This is a genomic window from Nonomuraea sp. NPDC001636 (genome assembly GCF_040298265.1).
Taxonomy (GTDB): domain Bacteria; phylum Actinomycetota; class Actinomycetes; order Streptosporangiales; family Streptosporangiaceae; genus Nonomuraea.
Genome location: NZ_JBEOZT010000008.1, coordinates 217,864 through 243,484, shown reverse-complemented (window position 1 = coordinate 243,484; position 25,621 = coordinate 217,864). Strand labels below are relative to the sequence as shown.

Here is a 25,621-nt window from a genome sequence, read left to right as displayed (position 1 = left end):
CGCCCGGACGGCCGTCCGGCGACCGTCCTGCACGCCTTCAGCCGTCACCTGCTGCCCCACGACGCGCCGGGCGGTCTGGACTATCCGGCATGGGTGCACACCACCGGCTTCTGGTACCTGCCCGCCCCGCCGGACTGGACGCCCTCGCCGGAGCTGGCCGCCTTCCTGGCCGAGGGCCCGCCCCCGGTGTACGTCGGGTTCGGCAGCATGGCCGGCGCCGATCCGCGGCGGCTCGGCCGGCTCGTCGCCGAGGCCGTCCGGCGGGCGGGGGTGCGGGCCGTGCTGGCCACCGGGTGGGGCGGCATCCAGGCCGCCGACCTGCCCGACGGCGTGCACCTGCTCGACCAGGCGCCGCACGACTGGCTGCTGCCGCGCACGGCCGCGATCGTCCATCACGGCGGCAGCGGCACCACCGCCGCGGCCCTGCTGGCCGGGCGTCCGCAGGTGATCTGCCCGTTCGTCGCCGACCAGCCGTTCTGGGCGTCCCGCGCGCACGCCGCGGGGGTGGCCGTGCCGCCCCGGCCGCAGCGGCGCCTGACCCCGGACGGCCTGGCCGCCGCCATCGGCCTGGCCGCCACCGACGCCCGGATGGCGGCCACGGCCGCCGAGCTCGGGCAGCGCGTACGGGCCGAGAACGGCCTCGGCCGCGCCGTCACGGTCCTGGAATCCCTGCGCTGATCACGTCGCCGGAGAAGCTCCTCCGGCGGAACTGTTAGGGTGATCGCCGGTGCGCCGGGAAGTCTGGTCGGCAACGTGTACGACGACGGCCGGAGCCCTTTCCATGATCACATCTGCGCGGCCCACGTGACGGGCGCCCTGCTGACCGCGTTCGCGGGCCTGCTGCTGCTGGCGGTGCTGCTGTCCAGCCTGGCCCACCGCACCGTGCTGTCCACGGCGGCGCTGTTCCTGGTGGCCGGGTTCGTGCTCGGCGACGGCGTGCTCGGCGTCGTCTCGCTCAAGCCCGGCGACGACCTGGTGGCGACGCTGGCCGAGCTGGCGCTGTTCACGGTGCTGTTCACCGACGGCATGCGGGTGGGCTGGGCCGAGCTGCGCAGCGCGTGGCGCCTGCCGGGGCGGGCGCTCGGCTGGGGCCTGCCGCTCACCCTGGTCATCACCGCCGCCGGCGCGCACTACCTGCTCGGGCTGGGCTGGGTCGAGTCGCTGCTGATCGGCGCGATCCTGGCCCCGACGGATCCGGTGTTCGCCGCCGCCCTGGTCGGCAACGAGAAGGTGCCGCCCCGGCTGCGGCAGCTGCTCAACGTCGAGTCCGGCGTCAACGACGGGCTCGCGCTGCCGTTCGTCATCCTGTTCCTGGCGATCGCCGCCGGCTCGGCCGACCTGCACCTCGGCGAGCTGGGGCTGGAGCTCGGCCTGGGCGTGCTCATCGGCGTGGCGATCCCGTGGGCGGCGATCAGGCTGGAGCAGACCCGCTGGTTCGCCGCCTCCACCGCCTACGAGCCGCTCAACGCCCTGGCCATCGGCCTGCTGGTGCTGGCCGTGGGCAAGGCCACGCACGGCAACCTGTTCCTGGCCGCCTTCTCCGCCGGCATCACGGTGGCGACCTTCGGGCAGCGGCAGCGCGAATCGTTCGAGCACTTCGGCGAGCTCATCGCGGAGATCTTCAAGCTGGCGGCGCTGCTCGTGTTCGGAGCGCTCATCACGCCGTCGCTGCTGGGCTCGGTGGGCTGGCAGGGGTGGCTGTTCGCGATCCTGGCGCTGGCGGTGGCGCGGCCGGCGGCGATCTGGCTGTCGTTCCTGCGCTCCGGGCTGACGGTGCGCGAGCAGGCGGCGGTGGCCTGGTTCGGCCCGAAGGGGTTCGCGTCCGTGGTGTACGGGCTGCTCGTGCTCGCCTCCGGGATCGCCGCCGCGCAGCAGGTGTTCCAGATCGTCGCCGTCACCATCGTGGCCTCGATCCTGCTCCACTCCTCCACCGACATCGTGGTGGCCCGCGGCTTCGACGACGAGCACGACGTCCCGGCCTGGTTCGGACGGCTGCGCAGGCGCGACCGGACGTCCTGAGACGCCTTCGCCCGCAAGAGCAGGAGATCGCCGCTATCGCAGGCCCATGAGCAGCGCGTCGAGGCCCGCCTTCACCGCGGAGGCCGTACGGCCCCGGTGGACGACCAGGTTGGCCGTGAGCGGCGCGAGCAGGGCGTCGGCGAGGAAGCCCGCGTCCGCCTCCGGCCTGATCTGCGCGATCAGCATGACCAGGTGCTGGTGGTACGCCTCGTAGGCCCCGCCGAAACGCGTGAACTCCCCCGCGGTCTCGGCCATCAGCAGCAGGTCGAGCTGGGCGAAGGTGCGATCGGTCAGCGCGTGCAGGAAGGCGCGTAGCCGCTCGATCTCCGGCGCTCCGGGGCCCAGCGGCGGCGGGCCGGTCAGGAACGCCTGCTGGAACTCGCGTTCCTTCTCGTCGATGAGCGCGTACGCCAGGCCCGACCTGTCGCCGAACCGCCGGTACAGCGTGCCGATGCCGACCCCCGAGGCGGCCGCGACGTCGGCCATCGCCAGCCCCTTCATTCCCGCGGTGGCGACGATCTCCGCGGCCGCCGCGAGGATCTTCGACCGGTTCCTGGCGGCGTCGGCCCGTTCCTGTGCCACGGGTTCACCTTATCGACTGGAAAAGCGGAACACGTTCCGGATATGCTCAACCGGAATCAGTTCCGCATAGTGGAGGACACATGCTCGACGGCAAGGGCGTACTCGTCACCGGCGGCAGCAGGGGCATCGGCGCGGCCATCGCGCGCCGCCTGGCCGCGGCGGGCGCCGATGTGGCGATCACCTACGCGACGGCGGCGAACCGCGCGGAGGGCGTGGTGGCGGAGATCGAGGCGCTCGGCCGACGCAGCCTGGCCATGGCCGCCGAGGCGACCGACGCCGAGGCGCTCCAGGCGGCCGTCGCCCGCACCGTCTCCGCCTTCGGCCGGCTCGACATCCTGGTGAACAACGCCGGAATCGCGCCCTTCGGCCCGCTGGAGGACGTCTCCCTGGACGAGCTCGACCGCACCCTGGCCATCCACGCCAGAGCCGCCTTCATCACGTCGCAGGCCGCCGCGCGTCACATGCGGGCCGGCGGGCGGATCGTGAACATCGGCAGCAGCCTGGCCGAACGCGTCCCCTACCCCGGCTGGACCCTGTACTCGATGAGCAAGTCCGCCTTGATCGGCCTGACCAAGGGCCTCGCCCGCGATCTCGGCCCCCGTGACATCACGGCCAACCTCGTCCACCCCGGCTCCACCGACACCGAGATGAACCCCGCCGACGGCCCCGACGCCGACGCCGAACGCTCCTACACCGCCCTCGGCCGCTACAGCACGCCGGACGACATCGCCGCCACCGTCCTCCATCTGGCCGGCCCCGCCGGCCGTACCATCACCGGCACGTCCGTCACCGTGGACGCCGGCGCGACGGCCTGACCCGCGACGGCCACCCGGTCGCAGCGCGGCAGGGCTAAGGCTGCGGGGTCCGCTGCTGCGATCGCACTCGGGCGGTGAAGGCCTCGATGGCGTCGACGAGCGCCTCGAAGCGGACCGAGTGGTACAGGTCGAAGGCGTGGTTGCCGCCACGCAACTCGGCGTAGACGACGGGGGAGGCCGACGTCCGGCGCAGCTGGTCGGCGAAGTGCCTGGCCTCGGCCACCGGCACCAGCGGGTCCAGGTCGCCGTGGGCCACGAAGAACGGCGGCGCGTCCGCGGTGACGTGGGCGGCCGGCGCGGACTCGGGCCCCTGCCCGAAGTAGGCGCCGTACCAGCCGTTCAGGTAGATGGCGCCGGTCACGGAGGTGTCGGCCTGCTCGAAGCCCGGCTGGTAGGCGGGGTCGTTGGGGGTGAGCGCGGCCAGCGCCGCCATGTGGCCGCCCGCCGAGCTGCCCGCGACGAACACTGTCGAGGGGTCGGCGCCGTACTCGTGGCCGTGCTCGCGCACCCAGGCGATGATCTTCTTGAGGTCGATCAGGTGGTCCGGGTGCTGGAACTGGGGCCGCAGCCGGTAGTTGGCGCTGACGCACACCCAGCCCTGGGAGGCGAGCCGGTAGAGCAACGGCAGCGACTGGCTGTTCTTGTGGCCACCGGTGTAACCGCCTCCGTGCAGGTGGATCAGCACGGGCGCGCCGGACGGCCGCGAGCGGTGGTGGTAGACGTCGAGCAGGTTGCGCCGGCCCGCTTCGCCGTAGGAGAGATCGGCCACCCGGCGGACGTCCGCGCGGCGCTTGAGGATGGGCAGGAGCAGGATGCGACCCCACGGCGGGCGACGGCGCAGTCCGGCGGCGAGGTCGGCGTCGATGGCGGCGCGCCAGCCCGCGCCCAGGCCGGCGTCCATCGCGCGCCGGATCCTGGCCCGTTCCCCCAGGCCGCGGCAGGCGATGACGGTGAGCCCGATCGTGGTCACGGCGGCCAGGGCGACGACGGCCCAGCCGCCCGCCGTGTGGATGTCGCCCTCGGCGAACGCCAGCGCCGTCGGGGCCAGCAGCAGCCAGAAGAAGGCCGCGAACGGCAGCTCGTTGGCGGCCAGCCCGAAGAAGTAGCTCACCCGGCCGAGCGCGCTCCACCCTGGCAGCGGCCGCAGCGCGAACAGCGTCCCGACGGCCACGAGTGCCACAGGGATCAGATATCCGACGGGCACCGAACCTCCAAAGCCGCACGTCCTTCGAACGCGCCAAGCCTCTCCCACCCGGCCGCCCCGCATCTACGACGGATCCGATAACGTCCTTTAACCCTGGGATGAAGAATGCGGAGGCCCGCCCGTGGAGATGCGGGAGATCGAGATCTTCCTGACGCTGGCCGAGGAGCTGCACTTCAGCCGTACGGCCGAGCGGCTGGGCATCAGCCCCGCCCGCGTCAGTCAATCGATCAAGAAGCAGGAGCGGCGCATCGGCGCGCCCCTGTTCGACCGCACCACCCGAGCGGTCCGCCTCTCCCCGCTCGGTGGGCAGCTGTATCAGGCGCTCAAGAGTGGCCACCGGCAGATCGTGCAGGGGATCGCGACCGCTCAGGCCACCGCCGACGGCACCGCTGGCACGCTGACCCTCGGCACGATCGGCCCGCTCTCCACGCAGATCAAGGACGTTCTCGACCTGTTCCTCGCCCGCCACCCGAACGCCCGGCTCCAGCACCGCGAGATCCAGCCGGCCTCCCCTCTGGACCTGCTGAAGTCGGGCGAGGTGGACGTGGCGCACCTGTGGCTGCCGATCCGCGAGCCCGATCTGACCGTCAAACCGACCTCGTACGCCTCCGACGTGGTGTTGATGGTCTCCGCCGACCACCCCTACGCGGGACGGGACTCCATCTGCCTGGAGGACCTCGGCGACTGCACCGTGGTCGAGGGCCAGTCGATCCCCTCCTGCATGGAGGAGATCTTCAACCCGTACCACACCCCGTCCGGCCGTCCCGTCCGCCGCGGGCACAAGGTCACCACCTGGCAGGAGACCCTCAGCGCCGTCGCCACGGGCCAGGCCACCGCCGGGGTCACCGCCGAGGCCGCGGCCTTCTACCCCTGGCCCAGCCTCGCCTTCGTCCCGATCCGCGACGCTCCGCCGTGCCGGTGGACGTTCGCCTGGCGTACGGCGGCCGAGACGCCGCTCATCCGCGCCTTCGCCCGAGCGGCGGCCGACGCCTCATGAGGAAGCACGGGCCTCAGGACAGGGGCACCTGCAGGGGACGCCAGGTGGCGACCTTGACGGTCAGCGCGTCGGCCTGGGCGGGCAGGGCGTACAGCGACCAGAACTCCTTCGTCTCCCCCGGCTCGAAGCTCATCGCCGACAAGGCCACCCCGGAGGTGTTCGTGCACGCGCAGTACGTGCCCGGCGCTTCCCCCTCGGCCACGATCACGCGGGCCGGGCGGTACAGGCGGCGCGCGGCGGGGTCGGTCACCTGGATGTTCGTCGCCGCGTGGTGCTTGAAGGCGTTCCAGTCGTCGGCCCAGTTGAGGTCGTGGTACCACGCCTCGCGGTCACCCCGGTTGGTGATCGTGTAGCGGAGCAGGCCCAGGTCACCGGGCATCCGGCGGAAGGACGTCACCTCCAGGTCGAAGGGCACCCCCTTCGCGCGCACCGTCGCCGTCGTCCCCTCGCCCGCGGGCGGCGGGGACGCCGTGGTGCCGGCGGCCGGCACGTCGGCCGGTGCGGGCTTGGCGAACGTGATCGTCACCCGGCGGTTGCGCCGCCGTCCCTCGTCGGAGCTGTTGCTGTACAGCGGGCGGCGGGAGCCGAAACCGCGGGCCCTGAACGTCACGTCGTCGCGCGTGATCAGAGGCATGAGGGCCCGGCGCACCGCCTCCGCGCGGCGGCGGGACAGCGGTTCGTTGACGGCGTCGGTGCCGGAGGAGTCGGCGTGGCCGTCGACCTCGATCGTCGTGTCCGCGGAGGTGTCGATGAGCTTGGCCGCCTTGGCCAGCACCGTGCGGGCGCGCGCCGTGAGCGTCGCCTTGTTCAGCGCGAACAGCACGTCGGAGGAGAGGCTGACTTTGAGGTCGGCGCCGTCGTCGGTCGTCTCCTCGGTGCGGTCGAGCGACTGCGACGGCGTCTCGATGAGGTGGCTGACGGTCTCGACCCCGGACGCGTCGGCGTCGGGCAGTTGCTGGCCGGGCGGCGGCACGGGCGGGTCGTCGCTGATCGGGACGTCGGCCATCGGCGGGCCGATCGGTGTGACGATCGTCGTGGTCGCCGGGTTGCCGGACGGCGCGGGCAGCACGGCGTAGACCGTCAGCGACTCGCCGGGGTCGATGATCGCTCCGAGGTCGTCGCGGTCGGGGTCGCTGCACAGGCATTCGCCGTCGGCAGGCTTGTACGGCATGAGCCATCGATGGGCCGGGGCGTCGAGCACCGCGATGCCGGCGGGCCCGCGCCACTTGAGCGGCCGCATCGGGTCGGCGAGCGGCGCCTGCCAGTGCAGCGGCTTGCCGGCGCCGGCGGACAGGCGCAACTGCACGATCAGGTGCTTGCCGCCGACGCGGTTGAGCCCGACGAGTTCGGCCTTGTAGTTCGGCTCGACGGTGCCCTGGACGGTGGCCAGCGCGGGCCGGGTGTCGCCGCCGCCGGACGTCGCGCTCCCGCTCGCGGAGGGCGAAGGAGCGCTGGTCGAAGGCGCGGGAGGCGGTGCGGTGGTCTCGCTCGCCGAGGGCGCGAGGGGCGGCTGACCACATCCGGCGGCCGTTAGGGCGACGGCGGCCAGGGCCATGATCCGGATACGCATGCCGGGCATTGTGCCATGACCACCTCAAAGGCGATCAGTCAAGGACATCGTGGACGGACGCGCGCTCCTCGCCGAACACCCCAGAGCGCGCCCGCTCATGGGTGGCGCAGCGCTCCCCCGCTCTACCGCGGCGGCGGAACACTGACCAGGTCGTCGTGGTCGGCGGTCACCTCGCCGGTGACGTCGACGACGCCCTCGACGGCGCGCACGGCCTCCACCGCCGCGATCGCCTGCGACCGGCGTTCCACCCGCCCGCCGAGCTGCACCACGCCCTGCTCGATCTCCACGGTGATCGCCCCGGACGCCGGGAGCACGGCTCGGACCTCGGCCTCCAGCTCCGCCCGCGGACGGGCGAAGACGCGCAGCACGTCGCGCTGGTGCAGGGTGCCGACGATGCGCCCGGTCGCCGGGTCGATCACCGGGAGCTGCTTGATGCGCCGGTCGTGCATGATCCGGGCCGCCTCGCGCACGGACGTGCCCGGCGTGACGCTGATCGCCGGGGTGGACATGAGCCGGCCCGCGGTGACGGCCGTCGCCCGGTGGTGCTCGTCCCGCCGGCGGTGGGGTTCGTACATCGACACGCTGTGCCGTACCGGGTCGATCTCCTTGAGCAGCAGGTCGTCCTCGGAGACCACGCCCACCGGGCGCCGGTCGGCGTCTATCACGGTGACCGCGCCCACCGCGTACCGCTTCATCGCGTTGAGGACGTCGGCGAACGACGCGTCCGCCAGCACGGCGATGGCCACCCGGCCCATGACGTCCTTGACCTCGATCGACATGGTGTACCTCCTTGCCACTCTCTCTCCATCCTGCTCCTTGCCGGACCGGTCCACGCAGGAGCGAACGTCCCGGACGGCGGGGCCGAAGGCACTCACGTGACGGGGCTTTCGTCCCTGCGCGTGCCCGGCAGGGCCCACGGTGACGGCGGAACGCCCACCCCGGGGTGCGGGATGGGCGTCTGCCCGCGGGCGCTACCTGAGCCAGGCGGTGCGGCGGACGATCGGCAGGTTGCCCAGCCCGAGCGTGCCGCCCGCGCCGGTCATCGCCAGGCCGATCAGGACGATCGCGTAGACGATGTGCTCGTCCAGGAACGGGTTGGTGGCCAGCGGCAGTTCGGCGGCCCACATCAGGGTCAGCATGAGCGTGCCGGCGACCGCCGCGATCCGGGTGCCCACGCCCAGCACCAGCGCCAGGCCGATGCCGGCCAGACCGGCCATGAACAGCCAGTCCACCCACGCCTGACCGGCCAGGGCCGAGAACAGGCCGCCCAGCGCGTTCTCGCCGGTGCCCTTGAGGAAGCCCGTCGTCGGGCTGCCGCCCGCGATCCACGCCTTGCCCGCCGGGGTCGCGAACCCCCACCCGAACGTCTTGTCCAGGAACGCCCACAGGAAGATCCAGCCGAGCGCGATCCGGGCGACGGCCCAGACGTAGTCGACCGGACGGCGTCCGGCGGCGGTGATGTTCGGGTAGGTGACGGGCCTGTCGATCGTGGCGGCCATGACGATCCCCTTTCAGCGATGGTTCGTCGTTCTCTTCCGCGCCTCCATCGCACCGTTTTCCGCGCGCCGCGGGCAGTGCCCTACGACCGTCGGTCGAAGGACCTTGGTCCTCGCCGCCGTGCCGCCGCGGTGGCCGAGACCCCGTCTTCGGTGACCCGGTAAATGACGAAAATATGGCCATTTACCGACGCCGAAGTGACCGGGCCGTAATGGCACCTTTCTCCCGATTTTTCAGCGGAAAAACGTGCGGATCTTGTGTCTTGACCTGGGTGATGGCGCGTGTAAGGCTTCGAGCCAAATGATCTAGCGCCCGCGATCTGCCACGAAAGGCTGGGGCTTAATGGCGCATTTATCCTCTCTTCGTACCGCCAAGAACTCTCTCCTCCAACTTGAGGTCGAGGACACCGAGGCCGCCTCGCTGGCCTCCTGGACCGGCCACGTCCGTTACACCCCGAAATACGGGTCGCGGAAGACCACCGCGGAGACCTGGGGGCTCGAACTCGCTCCCCTGTCCTCGCTGACGGCAGGCGTCAACTCGGTCCGCGGACGCGAACGAGAGCGCTTCTCCCTGGCGGGCGGCGAGGTCGTCGTCTACGACTGCGAGGACCCGTCCGACGCCAGGTGGGCCGCCTGGCTCGGCCCCTGGCACATGGCGCACGGGCTCTTCTACTCCCCCGAGTGGGAGTCGGCCGACATCGTCGACATGTTCAGCCGCGTGACGTGGCAGGACACCCCCGAAGGCATGATGGCCGACGGCGGCAAGCGGTTCGACGTCTCCATGGAGCTCTACGCGATCTCGATCGCGGGTGTCGGCACCATGACGGTCGAGCCGAAGCAGGCGGGGATCAACCGCATCCCCAAGTGGCGGGGCTTCGGGGCGCCCTCGGGCGAGCTGTGGCGGCTGCCCGCGCCGCCGTCCGACTCGGTGGCCCCCTTCCTGCTGGTCACCGACACCGCCATCGTCACCCTGCATCCCTGGAACGCCCCGAGCTACAACAAGGCGGGCGTGGCGGCCCGATCGGGCGCGGGCACCCCGGAGACCGCCGCCGACTTCCTGAACAAGGTCAAGCGCGTCGAGTGGCGGGCCTGACGTGGAACCGCTGACCGCGGTGGTCATCATCCTGGCCGTCCTGGTCGCTCTGCTGTTCGCGGCGGGCGCCGGTCTCTACCGGCGGGTACGCGAACTGGAACTGGCCACCTACAACGGGGTCGGCGTGCGCTTCGCCGCGGCCGGGCCCGAGGCCCAGGCGAACGGGCTGGCCGTGCCCGGCGCCACGACCATGGTCATCAAGGTCAACCGTCGCTGCCCGATCTGCGACGACGTCCTGGGCGCCGCCGCCGGGATGGCGGCCGGCCTGCCCTCGGACCTGTCGTTCACCGTGTTGTCGGACGACCCCGGGTTCGACAAGTCCCTGCCCGGCTCCATCCGGGTGATCAAGGACCCGGCGATCTGGCGCGCGGCGAGCGTGCCCTACAGCCCGGCCCTGCTCGTCGTGGACGAGAACGGCGTCGTGGTGTTCACGGCTCCGGTGGGGTCGGGAGAGGCGCTCACGGAGATCGTCGACCGGGCGGTCGCGAACAGAAAGGGAGTGAAGCTGTGAAGGCCGAGAAGCGGACCTCGATACTCGACCAGATCCCCAGCGCCGAGGAGATGCCCGCGCAGGCGTTGCCGACGCAGGTCGGCGCCACGCGTGAGGGCTGGAGCAGGCGGCGCGTGCTCGGCATCGCCACCGGCGCCGCCGTGGCGACCGGGCTCGGCGTCCTCGACCTTCTGCCCTGGTCGAAGCCGCGCGGCGCGACGGCCGCCGCCTACACCGCGTGGGAGACCTGCCACGGCTTCGCCGACGCCGGTTCCGTCTGCGTGCCGTCCTCCGCGCTGTACTCGGGCAACTGCTCCGGCTCCTGGCACCGCAACGACGGCGCGTCCGGCACCTGCTACAACCTCCGCTACACCCACAACCCCAACAGCTGTGACGGCAACAACGCCTGGAAGTGGTACGGCGGCGGCACCACCAGCACCCGCCGCATGTGCTCCGACGGCTGGTACGAGTACCACGACTGCGGCGGCGGCAACGTCTCCCGCTTCTCCATCTGCCGTACGGCGATCTGACCCGGGTCCATGAGCGACTCCGCCACCAGAAAATCCGTCCGCCTGCTGGTGCCCGGACTGGCACTGATCGCGGCGGCGGAGGCCCTGGTGCTGTGTTCGAGGGTTGCGGGCGCGGACACGAAGGGCTTCACCTGGCTGGTGGCCGCCCTCGTCGCCGGCTTCTCCCTCTCGGGCTCCGTTTGAAGCCTGAACAGCGCCTGGGTGCTGTCCTCGTCGGTCCGGCGGGGTGCTGATGTCGCCGGCTTCATCGCCGGATTGTTCGTGGGAGCGGGCGCCGTCACGTTCGTGCTGGTGGTCGTCGGCTCCGTGCTGCGGGCTCCGTTCCCGGCAGTGGTTCTGCAGATCATGGTCGGCGCGGTCGCGGTGATCTTCCTGCTGCGCGAGCTGGACGTGCTGTCCTTCCCGTTGCTCCAGAACGCGCGGCTCGTGCCGCAGTTCGTCACCAGGATTCCCTTCTGGGGCGCCGTGCAGTTCGGCGCCGAGATGGGCACGGGGATGCGCACGTACTCGCCGACAGGGCTGCCGCACATCATGGCGGTGGCGATCCTGTTCCTGGCGTCCTGGCAGGAGGCGCTCCTGGCGGGCGCCGGCTTCGCTGCGGCGCGGGCGATGATGCTCCTGACCTTCGTCCTCGCGCGGGACCGGATGGAGGCGGACACGGCGTTCTATTTCACACTGCCGAGGATGAAGGTCCTGTTCGTCGTGCTCGCGGTGCCCGTGGTGGCGATGCTGGTGATCGGATGATCGCCCTCGTCGCCCGCTACGGGCTGGGCCTCGTCCTGGTGCTGGCGGTGCTCGGGAAGGCGCGCAACCTCGGCGCCTTCCGGAGCGGGCTGGCGGCCTTCGGGCTCCATGGACGGGTGGCCCGGGCGGGCGCCTTCACGGTGGTGACCGTGGAGGCGCTCGTCGCCCTCGCCGCCTTCTCTCCCGTCGCCGGCGACGTGCTCGTGGGCGTGGCCGGTACGTGTCTGGGCCTGTCGTTCACGGTGGCGCAGACGTATCTTCTGGTCATGGGCGAGCAAGCGGCTCCCTGCCTGTGCTTCGGCGCCGCGGAGCGGGCCTCGGCCCGCACGTTCGGCCGGGCGGCGCTGGTCCTGCTGATGGGGCTGGCGCTGTGGGGCGCCGCGGTCTGAGAACCGGCTCAACCGTCCGCCGGCCTCGACGGGTGTTGCACGTGAGGCGTCCACGACGGAGGGTTGGGCCGGTGACCGACGACGGGTTCGGCGAGAAGGTCGCGATCGATCGGCTGCGCGCGTGGCGGCGGCCCCGCAGGCCGGCGTCCGTCCCGCTCAGGGTGCTGGTCGCCGGGTCGGCCGCCGCCGTCATGGTGGTTCTCGGCGGTCTCGCCGTCGTCCAGGCGCGTTCGCCCGCCGGTCCGGACGCCGGCGTGACGGTGGCCTCGCCGCCGCACACCGTCCGGCCGCCCGCCCAGGCGCCGGCGCTGCCCGTCACCGGCCCGGCCGGGCGGGGCGTCCTGGTGTACACCGCGTGCCAGTCGCAGTGCCCCACCTTCCTGCTGCTCGCCGACGGCCGGCAGTTCCTGCTGGGCGCGCGGACCGTCAGCCCGCCGGGCAACATCACGCTCTCCCCCGACGGCCGCTGGCTCGGGCAACCCGTCAGGGGCGGGTACGAGGTCAGAGACCTGCTGGGCGTCGCGGTCCACCGGCTCGAACCGCCGGCCGGCGGCGGCGCGGACAGCGCGTACAGCCCATGGGCGTGGTCGGCGGACTCCCGGCGGCTGATCGTCGGCTACCACGACAGCGGGGACGTGCGCTCCTACCGGACGCTGGAGCTCCCGAGCGGCCACGCCCGCGAACTCGGCCTGCCGCCCGGACGGGAGCCGGTCGGCCTGCCGCCGTCGGGCGAGCCGCTCCTCCTCGACACCGGCCGGCACGACAGGCCGCCGCTCGACCGCGTCACACTGGAGCACGCCGGCACCGGCCGCACCCTCACCCTGACGTCCGGCGCGGGTGTGCTCAGCGACGCCGACCACGGGCTGTCCGTCCAGGTGAGCGGCGAGCGGATCTTCACCCTGGAGTACTCCGGCGACCGGATCACGGTCCTGGAGTTCGACGCCATAGGCAGGCAGGTGGCCCGCCTGCCGCTGCCGCCCGGCCGGTTCCCGGTCGGGCCGGTGGACGGCGGCTTCGCCGTCGTCCAGGTGCCCCAGGACCAGGTCCGTGGGCGGCAGGAGCTGGAGGTGCTCTCCGCGTCGGGCGGCCGGCCGCTGTTCGACGTGCCCGGCCTGGCGGCCGTCGTCCTGCCGGGCGGGGCCCGGCACTAGGCGGCCGGTGGCGTCCCGCCCGGCGTCGGCGTTCAGGGACGGATGACGACGGTGTGCCCGATGTGCTCGACCAGCTCGCCGACCACCGGGGCGCCGGGGATCTCCCCGGCGACCAGCAGCCCCCCTGAGGTCTGCGCGTCGGCGAGCAGCAGCAGGGTCTCCTCCGGGACGTCGCCGGGGTCGAGATGCGGGGCCACCCAGTCGAGGTTGCGCCGCGAGCCGCCGGGGACGAACCCCTCCTTCACGGCCTGCGCCGCGCCCTCCAGCAGCGGCACGGCCGAGGCATGCAGCACGGCGGTGACGCCGGAGGCGCGGGCCAGCTTGTGGAGGTGGCCCAGCAGGCCGAAGCCGGTGACGTCGGTGGCGCAGCGGATCCCGGCGGCCACGGCCTGGCGCGAGGCGTCCGCGTTCAGCCGGGTCATGGTCTCCACGGCGTGCGGGAACACCTCGCCGGTGTTCTTGTGCCGGTTGTTGAGCACGCCCAGGCCGAGCGGCTTGGTCAGGGACAGCGGCAGGCCGGGGCGGCCGGCGTCGTTGCGCAGCAGCCGGCCGGGGTCGGCGACGCCGGTGACGGCCAGGCCGTACTTGGGTTCGGCGTCCACGACGCTGTGCCCGCCGGCCAGGTGGCAACCGGCCTGGGCGGCCACCTCCGCGCCGCCCCGCAGCACCTCGGCGGCCAGGTCGTAGGGCAGGAGGTCGGGGGGCCAGCACAGGAGGTTGAGCGCGACCATGGGCCGCCCGCCCATGGCGTAGACGTCGGAGAGGGCGTTCGCCGCGGCGATGCGGCCCCAGTCGTAGGGGTCGTCGACCACCGGGGTGAAGAAGTCGGCCGTGCTGATCAGCACGGATCCGTCCTGGGTGCGGACCACGGCGGCGTCGTCACCGGACTCCAGCCCCACCACGAGCTCCGCCTCGGGATCTCGCGGGAACGGCATGCGTGCGTTGCCGAGCAGCGATTCCAGGTCCGCCGCGGGGATCTTGCAGGCGCAGCCGCCGCCTTGGGCGTACTGCGTGAGCCTCTTCATGATCACACCTTAGGGCGATCACGGCCGTCATGATCGCTTTTCTGGCGGTTGATCATATGATGCCTGATCGGCCCCGGTACGAGACCTGGAGACACACCGTGCTTCTCACGCCGAACGGACGTCCCTAGCATGACCGACCATCGTCGATCCATCCCGCGGACGGACACGCTGCTCGCCGACCCCCGGCTGGTCGAGGCCCGGCGGCGGTTCGGCCACGCGCAGGTCAAGGCCGTGATCGTCGCGGCGCAACGGCGGGCCAGAGAGGGCGAGCTCGCGCCGGAGGACGTCCTGACCGCGGCGCTGGCGGCCCTGCCCGCCTCCGCCGCCGGCCTGCGGCCGGTGATCAACGCCACCGGCGTGCTGCTGCACACCAACCTGGGCCGCGCCCCGCTGTCGGACGCCGCCCGCCAGGCGGTGGAGCTGGCCGCCGGGGTCACCGACGTCGAGCTCGACCTCGACACGGGCGAGCGGGGCAGACGGGGACGCACGGCGCTGGCCGCCCTGGCCGCCGCCGTGCCCGCGGCCGAGGCGGTCCACGTGGTGAACAACAACGCGGCGGCGCTCGTGCTGGCGGCCACCGCGCTGGCGGCGGGCGGCGAGATCGTGGTCAGCCGCGGGGAGCTGATCGAGATCGGGGACGGCTTCCGCCTCCCCGACCTGCTCGTCTCCACGGGGGCGCGGCTGCGCGAGGTCGGCATGACCAACCGCACCGCCCTGGCGGACTACGCCGACGCGATCGGTCCGCGGACGGGCCTGGTGCTGAAGGTGCACCCGTCCAACTACCGGATCGAGGGGTTCACGGCCGACGTCCCGGTGTCGCGGCTGGCGGCGTTGTGCCGCGAGCGGGGCGTCCCCCTCGTCGCCGACGCGGGCTCGGGGCTGCTGGCCCACGAGCCGCTGCTGCCCCGCGAGCCCGACGTCACGAGCTGGTTGACCGAGGGCGCGGACCTCGTCACCACCAGCGGGGACAAACTGCTCGGCGGCCCTCAATGCGGGCTGCTGTTCGGCCGCGCCGACCTCGTGGACCGGCTGCGCCGCCATCCCCTCGCCCGCGCGCTGCGGGTGGACAAGGTCACGCTGGCAGCGCTGGAGGCCACGGTCGCGGGCCCGCCGACGCCGACCTGGGAGAGCCTGCACGCCGATCAGGCCACGCTGCGCTCCCGCGCCGAGGACCTGGCGGCCCGGCTGCGCGACAAGGGGATCGACGCCGAGGCCGTCGACAGCCGGAGCGTGGTCGGGGGCGGGGGCGCGCCCGGGGTGTCCCTGCCGAGCGCGGCCGTCGCGCTGGACCGGCGGGCGGCCGCCGCGCTGCGCCGGGCGCAGCCGCCCGTGCTCGCCCGGGTGGAGAACGGCCGCTGCCTGCTCGACCTGCGCGCGGTGCCGTCCGGCCACGACGGGACGCTGCTGGCCGCCGTCCTCACCGCGTGGCCGCAGGGCTGACCGGTCCGCCCCGGAGGGGGAGCGGCATCCCCCATGCGAGGGAGCACACCGGACGGCTCCCAGGAGAGGCTGGCGGGCATGAGCACTTCCTCCCCGCTCGCGACGGCCACACCGCCGGACCGGCTCACCATCTGGGCCGGGCGAGCCATGATCTTCATCGCCCTGGCGCACACCGCCGTGTTCGCCCCCCTCGCCCCCTGGACGAGCTGGCTCGCGGGGGACCTGCGCAACGGCCTGGCGGACGGCGACTCACAGGCGGTCTTCTGGGCGCTGCCCGGCGGGTTCGTCGTGGTGCTGGCGCTGCTGGGCCTGCTGGTGGCGCGGGCGGGGCGGCAGGGGCAGCAGGTTCCCGGATATGTCGGCTGGGCGATCCTCGTCTGGGGGGCGACAGGTGTCGGCCTGATCGGAATGAGCGGTTTCATTACCGCGATCGTCCCTTCCGGGCTGCTCATCGCGGCCAACGTCGTCGCCGTGCGGGAAAACCGCGGACGGCGTGCCGTGCGCGGCGGCCAGGACCGCGCCGACGGCATCGCTCGACGTCAGACCCCCTGAGAGGGCGCGGCGGCACGAGGGGCGCGGTGCGGCACTCCACCGCGGTGCCAAATGGCCCGTTTTTCGGGTGTGTCGTTATCGGATTTTCGCTCATTCGGCCGCTTAACGGCTGTGAGGCGACATAGTAATTTTCTCGAATGCCTCAATCACGTGGTAGGCGACGGCCGGTCATCGCACGATGGCTGGCCGTCCTCGTCATCGCCGCCGTCGTCCCGGCGGGACCGGGCTCAGCGACCGCGTACGCGTCGGGCTCACCACCGCCCGAGAACGCCGTCGTCGTCTGGGACCGCAACGCCCAGACCGCCATCTGGGACGTCGCCGGCCAGCAGCCGCAGGTCCAGGCGCGCAGCTTCGCCATGGTGCACGGAGCCGTCTACGACGCGGTGAACGCGATCGCCGGCACCCCCTACCAGCCGTACCTGACCGCGCCCCGGGCCGACGGCGGGGAGTCGACGGAGGCCGCCGTCGCCACCGCGGCCTTCCGCGTGCTGAACAAGCTCTTCCCCGCCCAGCAGGCCCGGCTGACGGCCCAGTACGACGAATACCTCGCCACGATCGCGGACGGCGACGCGAGACGACGCGGCGTCGCCGTCGGCGAGCAGGCGGCGGCCGCGATGATCGCCGCCAGGGAGAACGACGGCGCGTTCGGCGACCAGACCTGGCCGATCGGCACCCGGCCCGGCCAGTGGCGGCCGACGCCGCCCACGAACGCCTCGGACGGCGCCTGGGTCGGCGACCTCAAGCCGTTCCTCATCCCCAGCGCGTCGATGTTCCGCACCGCGGGCCCGCCCGCGCTGACCAGCTCCCGATACGCCAAGGACGTCAACGAGCTGAAGCGGATCGGCGGGGCGGACAGCACGGTCAGGACGCAGGACCAGACGCAGGCCGCGATCTGGTGGCACGACCGGCACCTGGCCGAATGGGAGATCAAACGCCAGCTCGCCACGACCCGGCAGCTGAACCCGCTCCAGGCGGCCCGCATGTTCGCCATGGTCGACCTGGCCGAGGCCGACGCCACGACCGCCTGCTACAACGAGAAGGCGGCCTGGGCCTTCTGGCGGCCGGTCACGGCGATCCGCCTGGCCGACACCGACGGCAACCCCCGCACCACGGCCGACCCCGACTGGACGCCGCTGCTCGTCACCCCGCCGCACCCGGACTACACCTCCGGGCACACGTGCTTCACGGCGGCCAGCATGTCGGCGCTGACCCACTTCTTCGGCAGGGACGACATCCCCTTCAGCGGCCACAGCTCCGACTCGGGCACCACCAGGAGCTTCCGCGGCTTCTCCCACGCCCTGGCCGAGGTCATCGAGGCCCGCGTGTGGGGCGGCATCCACACGCGCACGGCGGACGTGCAGGGCGCGAAGATCGGCGCCCAGGTCACCGCCTACATGGTGAGGCACTACTTCCGGCCGAACCGGTGAGGCCGGCGGTAGTAAGGCCGGGCGGCCCGACCGCCCGCCGCTGAGACCGAATCGCGGCGATCCCGAGACCTCCCCGTGCGCGCCGGGCACGGGGAGGTCTTCTGATCCCGGCCCTGACACGGCGGGGGCCGACGGCTGTCAGCATCCCGCGGGGCCGCTGCCAGCGGGATGACCGCCGATCTGACCGATATGGAGAATCGGACCCGACTCAATCAGTCAAAAGGGACAGGGACCCCTTCAAACGACAGGACCGAAACCCTAATTATGGGCATTCCATAGAGGGACAAGATCATCACGCAGGGTGGCAGAACCCCAGGACGCGAGAGCAGGCAGAGATCATCTGCCCAGCCGGGGAGGTCCACCGCCCGTAGACGTACCCGCCGGAAGCGGGTTTGGTCGATGGCCGAAACCAGCATTCCATCATTGGTTTAAATTTCATCCCTTGACTGACTTTCGGACAAAATAATAGGAATGGCGTGGCTTCAGCCGTGAGCCGCCCCTCGCCAGGTCGAACCCTGACGAGCGGCCCATATTTCCTGCTGCCCGCGCGACGACCTCGCCCGGCGCGGCAGACCTGCCGGAGGGTGACTTCGCGTCGCGATGCCAGAAGAACAGCCGCTGTCCGAGACACCGTTCGCCTCGCTGACGCGATACCCGCCCGGCGCTCGGACCCTCTTCTGCCTCCCCTACGCCGGTGGGGACGTCACCGCCTTCTGGGCGTGGCGGCAGGCGTTCGACGGCGTCCTGGACGTGCGGGTGGCCATGCTGCCCGGACGGGAGGGCCGGGTGGCCGAGCCAGGAGCCCTCTCCCCCGAGCTGATCGCCCGGTCCATCGGCTCCGTCGTCGCCCGGCGGCGCACGCCGTACTCGATCTACGGGCACAGCATGGGCGGCCGGGTCGCCTTCGAGGTGGTCCGCGAGCTGCGGCGGCTCGGCGTGCGGGCGCCCGAATGCCTCTACGTCGGCGCCGCGCACCCGCCGGAGCGCCAGGAGACGCTGGGACGGTGGACCGGCCTGGGCGAGGAGGACCTGGTCGACGAGCTGATCCTGCGGCTCGGCGCGCCCGCGGAGTTACGCACGCAGCCCGAGGTCAAGGCCCTGCTCATCCCCGCGCTGCGGACGGACATGGAGTGGCTGCGCCGCTACCGCTTCACCCGCCAGGAGCCCCTGGACGTGCCCATCGTCGCCTTCGCCGGCGCGCACGACCAGGAGGTCGCCCACCCGACCATGCTCGCCTGGGCCCGCCACACCTCCTCGACCTTCCGCCTGCACACGCTCGACGCCGCGCACCTCTTCCTCGCCACGCACGGTGAGCAGGTGGCGCGGACGATCGCGGCCGGCCCGGAGCGGAGCCTGGCCGCGGACGAGGTGCACGTGTGGCTGGCCGACCTCGACGAACTGCCCGAGATGTGCGCGTCCCTGGACGAGCTGTCGCCGCGGGAGGCGGCGCGGGCGGCCAGGTTCCGGCAGGAGGACGGCCGGCGCTGGTTCGTCGGCAGGTCGGTGCTGCTGCGACGGCTGCTCAGGGAGTACGGGGTCGAGCCGGGCCCCGCCGAGCCGCCCGGCCGGTCCGGCGGCCTGCCGTACGGCGGGACCGAGCTGACCTACGGCGTCGCCCAGTCGGGCGGGCTCGTGCTGGTCGCGCTGACGACCGGCCGGGAGGTGGGCGCCGACCTGGAGCGCTTCCGCCCACCGGCCGACGAGCAGACGTTCTTCGAGCGGATGCTGGACGAGCGCGAGCGCGACGAGTTCGCCGCGCTGCCCGAGGAACTGCGGCTGCACAGCGCGTTGCGCACGTGGACGGCCAAGGAGGCGCTGCTGAAGGCGTCCGGTGACGGGCTGCGGGTGGATCCGGCGCGGTTCGGGTTCGCCGGGCAGCGTCCGGGCCGGCCGTGGGTGCCCGAGGCGTCCCCTGAGGTGGGCCCGGAAGTGGGCCCGGAAGCGGACGCTGAGGCGGAGTGGCTGGCGGAGCGGCTGGCGGGGTGGCGGGTGACGCACCTGCCGCTGGGCCGGGCGATCGCCGCGATCGCCGTGCGCGCGCCGAGCTTCCTGCTGCGTTTCGAGACGGTACGGCAAGGCCGGCTGGTACGGCCGGGTGTGGAGGCCGCAGGATGACACTCCTCAGCAGTCTGATCACGGCTCAGGCCGCGCGGACCCCGGACGCCCCGGCGGTCCGGCAGTGGGAGAACGTGCTCACCTACGCCGAGCTGGTCGAGCGGGCGTGGGCGCTGGCGGCCCGGCTGCGCGAGCTCGGCGTCGGGCCGGAGGCGCGGGTGGGGTTGTGCACCCGCCGCACCCCGCTGATGCCGGTGGCGGTGCTGGCCGTGCACCTGGCGGGCGGGGCGTACGTGCCGCTGGACCCGGGGCATCCGCGCCGGCGGCTGGAGGAGGTGCTGGCGGACGCCGGGATCGCGGTGGTCGTCGTGGACGAGCGCGGCCACGAGCTCCTGGACGGCTGCGCCGCCACGCTCGTCGACGCCTTCCAGCCGGGGCCGGCCGAACCCAGGGAGAGCGGCGCCGTCGCGGGCAACGCGGCGTGGGTGATCTACACCTCCGGTTCCACCGGACGGCCCAAGGGCGTGGTGGTGAGCCACGCCAACGCGGTCTTCTTCGTCACCGCGACCGTCGCGCGCTTCGGCCTGGACGCGAGCTGCAGCTCGATGGCCTTCTCCGCGCTGGGCTTCGACGCCTCGATCATGGACATGGTGCTCCCGCTGACCGTCGGCGGCTGCGTGCAGCTCGTGCCGGACGAGGACCGTGTGGACCCGGCCCGGTTGCAGCACTTCCTGGAGGGGCACGACGTCACCTGGGGTTACCTCCCGCCCGCGCTGCTGCCGCTGGTGGACCCGAGCCGGCTGCCGCACCTGCGGGACGTGGTGACGGCGGGCGAGCCGCCCCCGCCCGAGCAGGTGGCGCGCTGGTCGGCGCACACCCGGTTCCACAACCTGTACGGCCCGACCGAGCTGACCGTCGTCGTGGTGGGCGGCGAGTTCCGCGGCGTGTGGGAACGGCCGCTGCCGATCGGCCGGCCGTTGACCGGCTGCCGGGCGTACATCGTGGACGAGGACATGAACGAGTGCCCGCCGGGCGTCCCCGGCGAGCTGCTGGTCGGCGGCCCGCAGGTCAGCCGCGGCTACCTGGACCGGCCGGCGCTGACGGCCGAGCGGTTCGTGCCCGACCCGTTCTCGGACGAGCCGGGTGCGCGGCTGTACCGGACCGGCGACCACGTGGCGTGGCAGGAGGACGGCCAGATCGCGTTCATGGGCCGCCTCGACCGCCAGGTCAAGGTCCAGGGGCAGCGCGTGGAGATCGGCGAGGTGGAGACGACGCTGCGCGCCCACCCCGGGGTGCGGCAGGCGGTGGTGGACCACGCGGGCGAGCTGGTCGCCTACGTGACGCCCGAGGACGCGCCCGACCTGGCCGCCCTGCGCGAGGACCTGGCGGTGCGGCTGCCGCCGTACATGCTGCCGACCAGGCTGGTCCGGCTGCCGCTGCTCCCGCTGAACGCCTCGGGCAAGGTGGACCTGGCCGCCCTGCGGGCGCAGTCGCAGCGGGAGCGGGGAACGGCGAGCGGGCTGGCCGGGATCTGGGCGCGGGTGCTGGAGGCGCCCGTCCCGGACGACGAGGACGACTTCTTCCAGCGCGGCGGCCACTCGCTGCGGGCGATGCGGCTGGTGGCCGCGGTGCGCGCGGAGCTGGGCCGGGCGGTCTCGGTCCAGGACGTGTACGAGGGCCGGACCTACGGCGCGCTGCGCGCGCTCGTGGCGGGCGCGGAGCGGGCGTCCGCCGCCGCGCCGCCCACCGGCAGCCCGGCCGCGTTCTCCCCCGCCCAGCGCCGGATGTGGTTCGTCGAGCAGCTGGCGCCCGAGTCGGCCGCGCACAACATCGCGATGGCCGAACGGATCCGGGGCCCGCTCGACGTCGCCGCGCTCCGCCGGGCGCTCACCTCCGTGGTGGCGGCGCACGAGGCGTTGCGCTGGCGGGTGGCCTCGCGCGACGGGATCCCCGACGTGACGGTCGCGCCGCCGCACGAGGTGCCGCTGCCGATCGACGACCTCTCCCCCGCCGAACTGGACGCGGCGCTGCAGAAGGAGGCGCGGGACCGGTTCGACCTGGCCGCCGGGCCGCTGTTCCGGGCGCGGCTGCTCCGGCTGGCCCCCGACGAGCACGTGCTCTGCCTGACCGCGCACCACCTGGTGTTCGACGGCTGGTCGCAGGACGTGCTCTTCCGTGGCCTGTCGGCCGCCTACCGCGGCGAGCCGGTCGAGGCGGGCGAGCACACGTTCGCCGACTACGTGCGCTGGCTGCGCGCGAACGGCGACGGCCAGGCGCTGGGCTGGTGGCGCGAGCGCCTGCACGACGCCCCGCTGGTGCTGGACCTGCCCAGGGACGCGGCCAGGCCGCCCGCGCAGACCTTCCGCGGCGCCGCCGTCCGGGGCGAGGTGGACGCGGAACTGGCCGGCCGGGTGGCCGGGCTGGCGGCGGAACTCGGCACCACCCCGTACGCGGTGCTGCTGGCCGCCTTCGGACGCCGCCTGGCCACCCTGGCGGGACGGGACGACCTGGTGGTGGGGGCGGCCTACGCCGACCGGCCGCACGTGGCGTTCGAGTCGCTGGTGGGGATGTGCGTGCAGGTCCTGCCGCTGCGGCTGCGCCCCCGGGGCGACTTCGCCGCGCAGGTGACGGCGTGCGCGGCCGAGCTGAACGCCGCGATCAGGCACCGGGACGTGCCGCTCGGGCAGCTGCTGGAGTCGCTGCGCCTGCCGCGCGACCTGAGCCGCAACCCGATCACGCAGGTCATGTTCAACATGTACAACTTCGCGCAGGCCCATCTGGACCTGGACGGCTGCGCGAGCGAGACGCTGCGGCCTGGGTTGCCCGGGGCGCTGTTCGACCTGACGATGTACGTGGGCGAGCAGCGCGGCGGCTACGCGCTGGAGCTGGTCTACAACCCCGACCTGTTCTCCGCCGAGCGCATGACGGCGCTGGTCGAAGGCTATGTCGAGCTGCTCGGCGAGTCGCTGACCGGACGGCTGCGCCCCGATCCCCCCGAGGCCGAGCTGCCCGCCTGGGACGGGCCCGGCCTGCTGGAGCTGGCCGGCGACGCGCACGCCGGGGCGCGGCGGCGGACCGAGGCGGCGCTGCGGAGCGCGGGGGTCGAGCCGGGGGCCGTGGTGGCCGTCGTCGCCTCCCGGGTGCCCGAGCTGCCGGGGATCCTGCTCGGCGTGCTGGCGGCCGGGGCGCGGTGGGTGGTGATCGACTCGGCCTATCCCGCCGCCGTCCAGGAGCGGCAGATCGCCGCCGCGGGAGCGCGGGCGGTCCTGCGGGACGACGCGGTCGAGCTGCGCGAGGGCGGCGCCCTGCTGCCGGGTCCCGGCTACCTCTCGATGACCTCGGGCACCACGGGCGACCCCAAGGCGGTGGTCACCGGCGAACGGCCGCTGGCCCATTTCCTGTCCTGGTACGTCCGCACCTTCGCCGTCGGGCCGCACGACCGGTTCGCGCTGCTGCACGGGCCGGCCCACGATCCGGCGCTGCGCGACATGTTCGTGCCGGCCGTGGCGGGCGCCGAGCTGTTCGTGCCCGAGCACGAGCTGGTCCGCGACCCCGGCAAGCTCGTCACCTGGCTGCGCGAGCACGCGATCACCGTCCTGCACCTGACGCCGCAGCTCGCGGCGATGCTTGCGGGCACCGGCGGCACACTGCCCGACGTGCGGCTGGTCGGCGTGGGCGGCGACCTGTTCACCGGCGTCCAGGCGGCCCGGCTGCGCGCGCTGGTGCCCGATGCCCGGATCGTCGCCTTCTACGGCACGACCGAGACGCCGCAGGCGCACGCGTGGCACGAGCTCGCGGAGCCGTACCCGGAGGTCGTGCCGATCGGGCGGCCCGTCGAGGGCAGCGAGATCATCGTGGTGACGCCGGACGGCAGGCGGGCCGGTGTGGGCGAGCTGGGCGAGGTGGTCGTCCGCAGCCGCCACCTGGCCGACGGCTACCTGGATCCGGCGCTGACCGGCCGGCGCTTCGCCGGCGACCGGTTCCGCACCGGCGACCTCGGCCGGCGCAACCCCGACGGCACGATCACCCCGGCGGGGCGCGCCGACGACCAGGTCAAGGTGCGCGGCTTCCGGGTCGAGCTGGGCGAGGTGGAGGCCGCGCTCGCCGCCTGCCGGGACGTGCGCGCCGCCGCGGCCAGGGTCGAGGACGGCACGCTCATCGGCTACGTGGTGCCCGTCCGGCCTGGCCTGGCGGCGCACCGCCTCCTGGACGAGCTGCGCGGCGCGCTGCCCGAGCACGCCGTCCCCAGCGAGGTGGTGACGCTGCCCGCGCTGCCGCTGACGCCCAACGGCAAGGTGGACCGCGCCGCGCTGCGCGGCCGGCCGGTCGAGCAGCCCAAGGCCGGCGGCGGCGGCCTCGACGGCCCCACCCAGAAGACGGTCGCCCAGGTGTGGCGCGCCGTGCTGGGCGTGCCGCGGCTCGGCCCCGACGACAACTTCTTCGAGATCGGCGGCCATTCGCTGGCCGTGGCGGCGGTGCAGGCCCGGCTGCGGGCGGCGACCGGCCGCGAGATCCCGATCACGGAGCTGTTCAGGCATCCCACGATCCGGACGCTGGCCGCTCATCTCGATGGCGCGGGCGGCAGTCCGGGACTGGACCGGGCGGCACGCCGCCTGGCCTCACGGCGAGACAGGTTGAGGAACCGCAACGAGAAGGGGATTGCCCCATGACGGACGAGCCCACGGCCGAGCCGATCGCGATCATCGGCTTGTCGTGCCGAGTCCCGGGAGCGGGTGACGCGCAGCAGTTCTGGCGCAACCTCGCCGACGGCGTCGAGTCGCTGACCACGTACACCCTGGAGGAGCAACGGGCGCTGGGCACGGCCGAGAGCCTGCTGGCCGACCCGAACTTCGTGCCGGCCGCCATGACGCTGGACGACTACGAGGGCTTCGACGCGGCGTTCTTCGGCATGTCGATCAGGGAGGCCGAGGTCCGCGACCCGCAGCACCGGCTGTTCCTGGAGCTGTCGCACACGGCGCTGGAGGACGCGGGCTACGACCCGTTCCGCTACCCGGGCGAGATCGGCGTCTACGCCGGGACCGGGACGGACACCTACCAGTGGCGCAACATCCGCAGCAACGCCCAGGCCCACAAGAACGCCGGCTGGCTGGCGGTCATGGTGGGCAACCACGTCGACTACTGCGCCACCCTCACCTCCTACAAGCTCGACCTGCGCGGCCCCAGCTACACCGTGCACACCGCGTGCTCGACCGCGCTGGTGGCCTTCCACATCGCGTGCGAGGCGCTGCGCAACGGCGAATGCGACATGGCGCTGGCCGGCGCGGCCATGCTGGACCTGCCGCAGGGCGAGGGCTACATCTACGACCAGGACGGCATCGTCTCCCCCGACGGGCACACCCGCTCCTTCGACGCCGACGCGGGCGGCACGACGTGGGGCAGCGGCGGCGGCGTCCTGGTGCTGAAGCGGCTGTCGGAGGCGATCGAGGACCGCGACAACATCCGCGCGGTGGTCCTGGGCAACGCGATCAACAACGACGGCGCGGGCAAGGTCGGCTTCTCCGCGCCCAGCCTGGACGGCCAGGCCGCGGTGATCGCGCAGGCGCTGGGCGTCGGCGGCGTGGATCCCCGTACGGTCACCTACGTCGAGGCGCACGGCACCGGCACGGCGCTCGGCGACCCGATCGAGGTGGCCGCGCTGTCCAGCGTGTTCGCCCAGCACACGAGCGACACCCAGTGGTGCGGCATCGGCTCGGTCAAGAGCAACATCGGCCACCTCGGCCAGTCGGCCGGCGTCCCCAGCCTGGTCAAGACGGTGCTGGCGCTGGAGAACAAGCTGATCCCGCCGACGTTGCACTTCAAGAGCCCCAACCCCAAGATCGACTTCCCGGCGAGCCCGTTCTACGTCGTCTCCTCGCCGACGAAGTGGGAGCGCGACGAGTTCCCGCGCCGCGCGGGGGTCAGCTCGTTCGGCATCGGCGGCACGAACGCGCACGCCGTGCTGGAGGAGGCCCCGCCGCGCCCGTCGCTGCCCCGTGAGCGGCCCGCGCACCTGCTGAAGCTGTCGGCCAGGACGGAGTCGGC

23 protein-coding genes (1 of these 23 cut by a window edge) are annotated in these 25,621 nt (G+C 73.2%); 17 read left to right on the top strand and 6 right to left on the bottom strand.

Annotated features, from left to right (window positions below; translation table 11 throughout):
• Positions 1–93 precede the first annotated feature (93 nt).
• Both ABT158_RS18345 and ABT158_RS18340 read left to right on the top strand, forming a co-directional pair.
• A complete protein-coding gene (locus ABT158_RS18345; RefSeq protein WP_352354662.1) occupies positions 94–678 on the top strand; it encodes a glycosyltransferase in 585 nt (194 codons plus the stop codon).
• Between the two features lie 39 nt (positions 679–717).
• Positions 718–2,019, top strand: a complete 1,302-nt coding sequence (locus ABT158_RS18340) for a cation:proton antiporter (RefSeq protein ID WP_352354660.1) — start codon at positions 718–720, stop codon at positions 2,017–2,019.
• 33 nt (positions 2,020–2,052) lie between these two features.
• Here the strand turns inward: ABT158_RS18340 and ABT158_RS18335 are convergent, their stop codons facing one another.
• On the bottom strand, positions 2,053–2,601 hold the full coding sequence (locus ABT158_RS18335; RefSeq protein ID WP_352354658.1) for a TetR/AcrR family transcriptional regulator: 549 nt from the start codon (positions 2,599–2,601) through the stop codon (positions 2,053–2,055).
• An 80-nt stretch (positions 2,602–2,681) separates the two neighbouring features.
• Here ABT158_RS18335 and ABT158_RS18330 point away from each other — a divergent pair, with 80 nt between their 5' ends.
• Positions 2,682–3,416, top strand: a complete 735-nt coding sequence (locus ABT158_RS18330) for an SDR family NAD(P)-dependent oxidoreductase (RefSeq protein ID WP_352354656.1) — start codon at positions 2,682–2,684, stop codon at positions 3,414–3,416.
• Positions 3,417–3,450: 34 nt separating this feature from the next.
• Here ABT158_RS18330 and ABT158_RS18325 read toward each other — a convergent pair whose 3' ends face one another.
• Complete coding sequence (locus tag ABT158_RS18325; RefSeq protein WP_352354654.1) at positions 3,451–4,596, bottom strand: alpha/beta hydrolase; 1,146 nt, start codon at positions 4,594–4,596, stop codon at positions 3,451–3,453.
• Positions 4,597–4,747: 151 nt separating this feature from the next.
• Between ABT158_RS18325 and ABT158_RS18320 the strand changes: the two genes are divergently transcribed.
• On the top strand, positions 4,748–5,617 hold the full coding sequence (locus ABT158_RS18320; protein WP_352354808.1) for a LysR family transcriptional regulator: 870 nt from the start codon (positions 4,748–4,750) through the stop codon (positions 5,615–5,617).
• Positions 5,618–5,630: 13 nt separating this feature from the next.
• Here ABT158_RS18320 and ABT158_RS18315 read toward each other — a convergent pair whose 3' ends face one another.
• From ABT158_RS18315 to ABT158_RS18305, 3 genes are all read right to left on the bottom strand, one after another.
• Entirely contained in the window at positions 5,631–7,187 is a 1,557-nt protein-coding gene (locus ABT158_RS18315; protein WP_352354652.1) for an OmpA family protein, read from the bottom strand.
• A 122-nt stretch (positions 7,188–7,309) separates the two neighbouring features.
• The gene (locus tag ABT158_RS18310) at positions 7,310–7,966 is read right to left on the bottom strand and encodes a CBS domain-containing protein (RefSeq protein ID WP_352354650.1); all 657 of its coding nucleotides are present in this window, start codon (positions 7,964–7,966) and stop codon (positions 7,310–7,312) included.
• A gap of 192 nt (positions 7,967–8,158) precedes the next feature.
• Positions 8,159–8,686, bottom strand: a complete 528-nt coding sequence (locus tag ABT158_RS18305; RefSeq protein ID WP_352354648.1) for a hypothetical protein — start codon at positions 8,684–8,686, stop codon at positions 8,159–8,161.
• 340 nt (positions 8,687–9,026) lie between these two features.
• Between ABT158_RS18305 and ABT158_RS18300 the strand changes: the two genes are divergently transcribed.
• From ABT158_RS18300 to ABT158_RS18270, 7 genes are all read left to right on the top strand, one after another.
• Positions 9,027–9,776, top strand: coding sequence for a hypothetical protein (locus ABT158_RS18300; protein WP_352354646.1), 750 nt, complete (start codon positions 9,027–9,029; stop codon positions 9,774–9,776).
• Between the two features lies 1 nt (position 9,777).
• On the top strand, positions 9,778–10,287 hold the full coding sequence (locus ABT158_RS18295; protein ID WP_352354644.1) for a hypothetical protein: 510 nt from the start codon (positions 9,778–9,780) through the stop codon (positions 10,285–10,287).
• Entirely contained in the window at positions 10,284–10,796 is a 513-nt protein-coding gene (locus ABT158_RS18290) for a hypothetical protein (protein ID WP_352354642.1), read from the top strand. The genes ABT158_RS18295 and ABT158_RS18290 overlap by 4 nt, the downstream gene beginning before the upstream one ends.
• A 9-nt stretch (positions 10,797–10,805) precedes the next feature.
• The gene (locus ABT158_RS18285; RefSeq protein WP_352328893.1) at positions 10,806–10,979 is read left to right on the top strand and encodes a hypothetical protein; all 174 of its coding nucleotides are present in this window, start codon (positions 10,806–10,808) and stop codon (positions 10,977–10,979) included.
• Positions 10,980–10,997: 18 nt separating this feature from the next.
• Positions 10,998–11,540: a hypothetical protein gene (locus tag ABT158_RS18280; protein WP_352354639.1), complete on the top strand. Its 543-nt coding sequence runs from the start codon at positions 10,998–11,000 to the stop codon at positions 11,538–11,540.
• Positions 11,537–11,929 (top strand): MauE/DoxX family redox-associated membrane protein, encoded by a 393-nt coding sequence (locus ABT158_RS18275; RefSeq protein WP_352354637.1) that lies wholly within the window; start codon positions 11,537–11,539, stop codon positions 11,927–11,929. Before ABT158_RS18280 ends, ABT158_RS18275 begins: the two co-directional genes overlap by 4 nt.
• 71 nt (positions 11,930–12,000) lie before the next feature.
• On the top strand, positions 12,001–13,080 hold the full coding sequence (locus tag ABT158_RS18270) for a hypothetical protein (RefSeq protein ID WP_352354635.1): 1,080 nt from the start codon (positions 12,001–12,003) through the stop codon (positions 13,078–13,080).
• A 32-nt stretch (positions 13,081–13,112) separates the two neighbouring features.
• Here the strand turns inward: ABT158_RS18270 and selD are convergent, their stop codons facing one another.
• Positions 13,113–14,105: a selenide, water dikinase SelD gene (selD, locus tag ABT158_RS18265; protein WP_352354633.1), complete on the bottom strand. Its 993-nt coding sequence runs from the start codon at positions 14,103–14,105 to the stop codon at positions 13,113–13,115.
• 129 nt (positions 14,106–14,234) lie between these two features.
• On the opposite strand from selD, the gene selA reads away from it, so the two are divergent.
• The 6 genes from selA to ABT158_RS18235 form a co-directional block, all read left to right on the top strand.
• On the top strand, positions 14,235–15,545 hold the full coding sequence (gene selA, locus ABT158_RS18260; RefSeq protein ID WP_352354631.1) for an L-seryl-tRNA(Sec) selenium transferase: 1,311 nt from the start codon (positions 14,235–14,237) through the stop codon (positions 15,543–15,545).
• Between the two features lie 78 nt (positions 15,546–15,623).
• On the top strand, positions 15,624–16,097 hold the full coding sequence (locus ABT158_RS18255; protein ID WP_352354629.1) for a DUF6463 family protein: 474 nt from the start codon (positions 15,624–15,626) through the stop codon (positions 16,095–16,097).
• Positions 16,098–16,234: 137 nt separating this feature from the next.
• Entirely contained in the window at positions 16,235–17,524 is a 1,290-nt protein-coding gene (locus tag ABT158_RS18250) for a vanadium-dependent haloperoxidase (RefSeq protein ID WP_352354627.1), read from the top strand.
• A 600-nt stretch (positions 17,525–18,124) separates the two neighbouring features.
• Complete coding sequence (locus ABT158_RS18245) at positions 18,125–19,639, top strand: thioesterase domain-containing protein (RefSeq protein WP_352354625.1); 1,515 nt, start codon at positions 18,125–18,127, stop codon at positions 19,637–19,639.
• Positions 19,636–24,249: a non-ribosomal peptide synthetase gene (locus tag ABT158_RS18240; RefSeq protein ID WP_352354623.1), complete on the top strand. Its 4,614-nt coding sequence runs from the start codon at positions 19,636–19,638 to the stop codon at positions 24,247–24,249. Before ABT158_RS18245 ends, ABT158_RS18240 begins: the two co-directional genes overlap by 4 nt.
• Positions 24,246–25,621, top strand: the 5' portion of a protein-coding gene (locus ABT158_RS18235; RefSeq protein WP_352354621.1) for a type I polyketide synthase. The gene runs 4,045 nt beyond the window's last position; only the first 1,376 of its 5,421 coding nucleotides appear in the window; its start codon is at positions 24,246–24,248; its stop codon lies off the right edge, out of view. Before ABT158_RS18240 ends, ABT158_RS18235 begins: the two co-directional genes overlap by 4 nt.

Excerpts from the sequence above, each read along its gene's own strand:
- ABT158_RS18275 (WP_352354637.1), top strand. The coding sequence starts at position 11,537 with ATGATCGCCCTCGTCGCCCGCTACGGGCTGGGCCTCGTCCTGGTGCTG.
- ABT158_RS18305 (WP_352354648.1), bottom strand. The coding sequence starts at position 8,686 with ATGGCCGCCACGATCGACAGGCCCGTCACCTACCCGAACATCACCGCC.
- ABT158_RS18245 (WP_352354625.1), top strand. The coding sequence starts at position 18,125 with ATGCCAGAAGAACAGCCGCTGTCCGAGACACCGTTCGCCTCGCTGACG.
- ABT158_RS18320 (WP_352354808.1), top strand. The coding sequence starts at position 4,748 with ATGCGGGAGATCGAGATCTTCCTGACGCTGGCCGAGGAGCTGCACTTC.
- ABT158_RS18330 (WP_352354656.1), top strand. The coding sequence starts at position 2,682 with ATGCTCGACGGCAAGGGCGTACTCGTCACCGGCGGCAGCAGGGGCATC.
- selA (WP_352354631.1), top strand. The coding sequence starts at position 14,235 with ATGACCGACCATCGTCGATCCATCCCGCGGACGGACACGCTGCTCGCC.
- ABT158_RS18315 (WP_352354652.1), bottom strand. The coding sequence starts at position 7,187 with ATGCGTATCCGGATCATGGCCCTGGCCGCCGTCGCCCTAACGGCCGCC.
- ABT158_RS18250 (WP_352354627.1), top strand. The coding sequence starts at position 16,235 with ATGCCTCAATCACGTGGTAGGCGACGGCCGGTCATCGCACGATGGCTG.
- ABT158_RS18310 (WP_352354650.1), bottom strand. The coding sequence starts at position 7,966 with ATGTCGATCGAGGTCAAGGACGTCATGGGCCGGGTGGCCATCGCCGTG.
- ABT158_RS18255 (WP_352354629.1), top strand. The coding sequence starts at position 15,624 with ATGAGCACTTCCTCCCCGCTCGCGACGGCCACACCGCCGGACCGGCTC.
- ABT158_RS18285 (WP_352328893.1), top strand. The coding sequence starts at position 10,806 with ATGAGCGACTCCGCCACCAGAAAATCCGTCCGCCTGCTGGTGCCCGGA.
- ABT158_RS18300 (WP_352354646.1), top strand. The coding sequence starts at position 9,027 with ATGGCGCATTTATCCTCTCTTCGTACCGCCAAGAACTCTCTCCTCCAA.
- ABT158_RS18240 (WP_352354623.1), top strand. The coding sequence starts at position 19,636 with ATGACACTCCTCAGCAGTCTGATCACGGCTCAGGCCGCGCGGACCCCG.
- selD (WP_352354633.1), bottom strand. The coding sequence starts at position 14,105 with ATGAAGAGGCTCACGCAGTACGCCCAAGGCGGCGGCTGCGCCTGCAAG.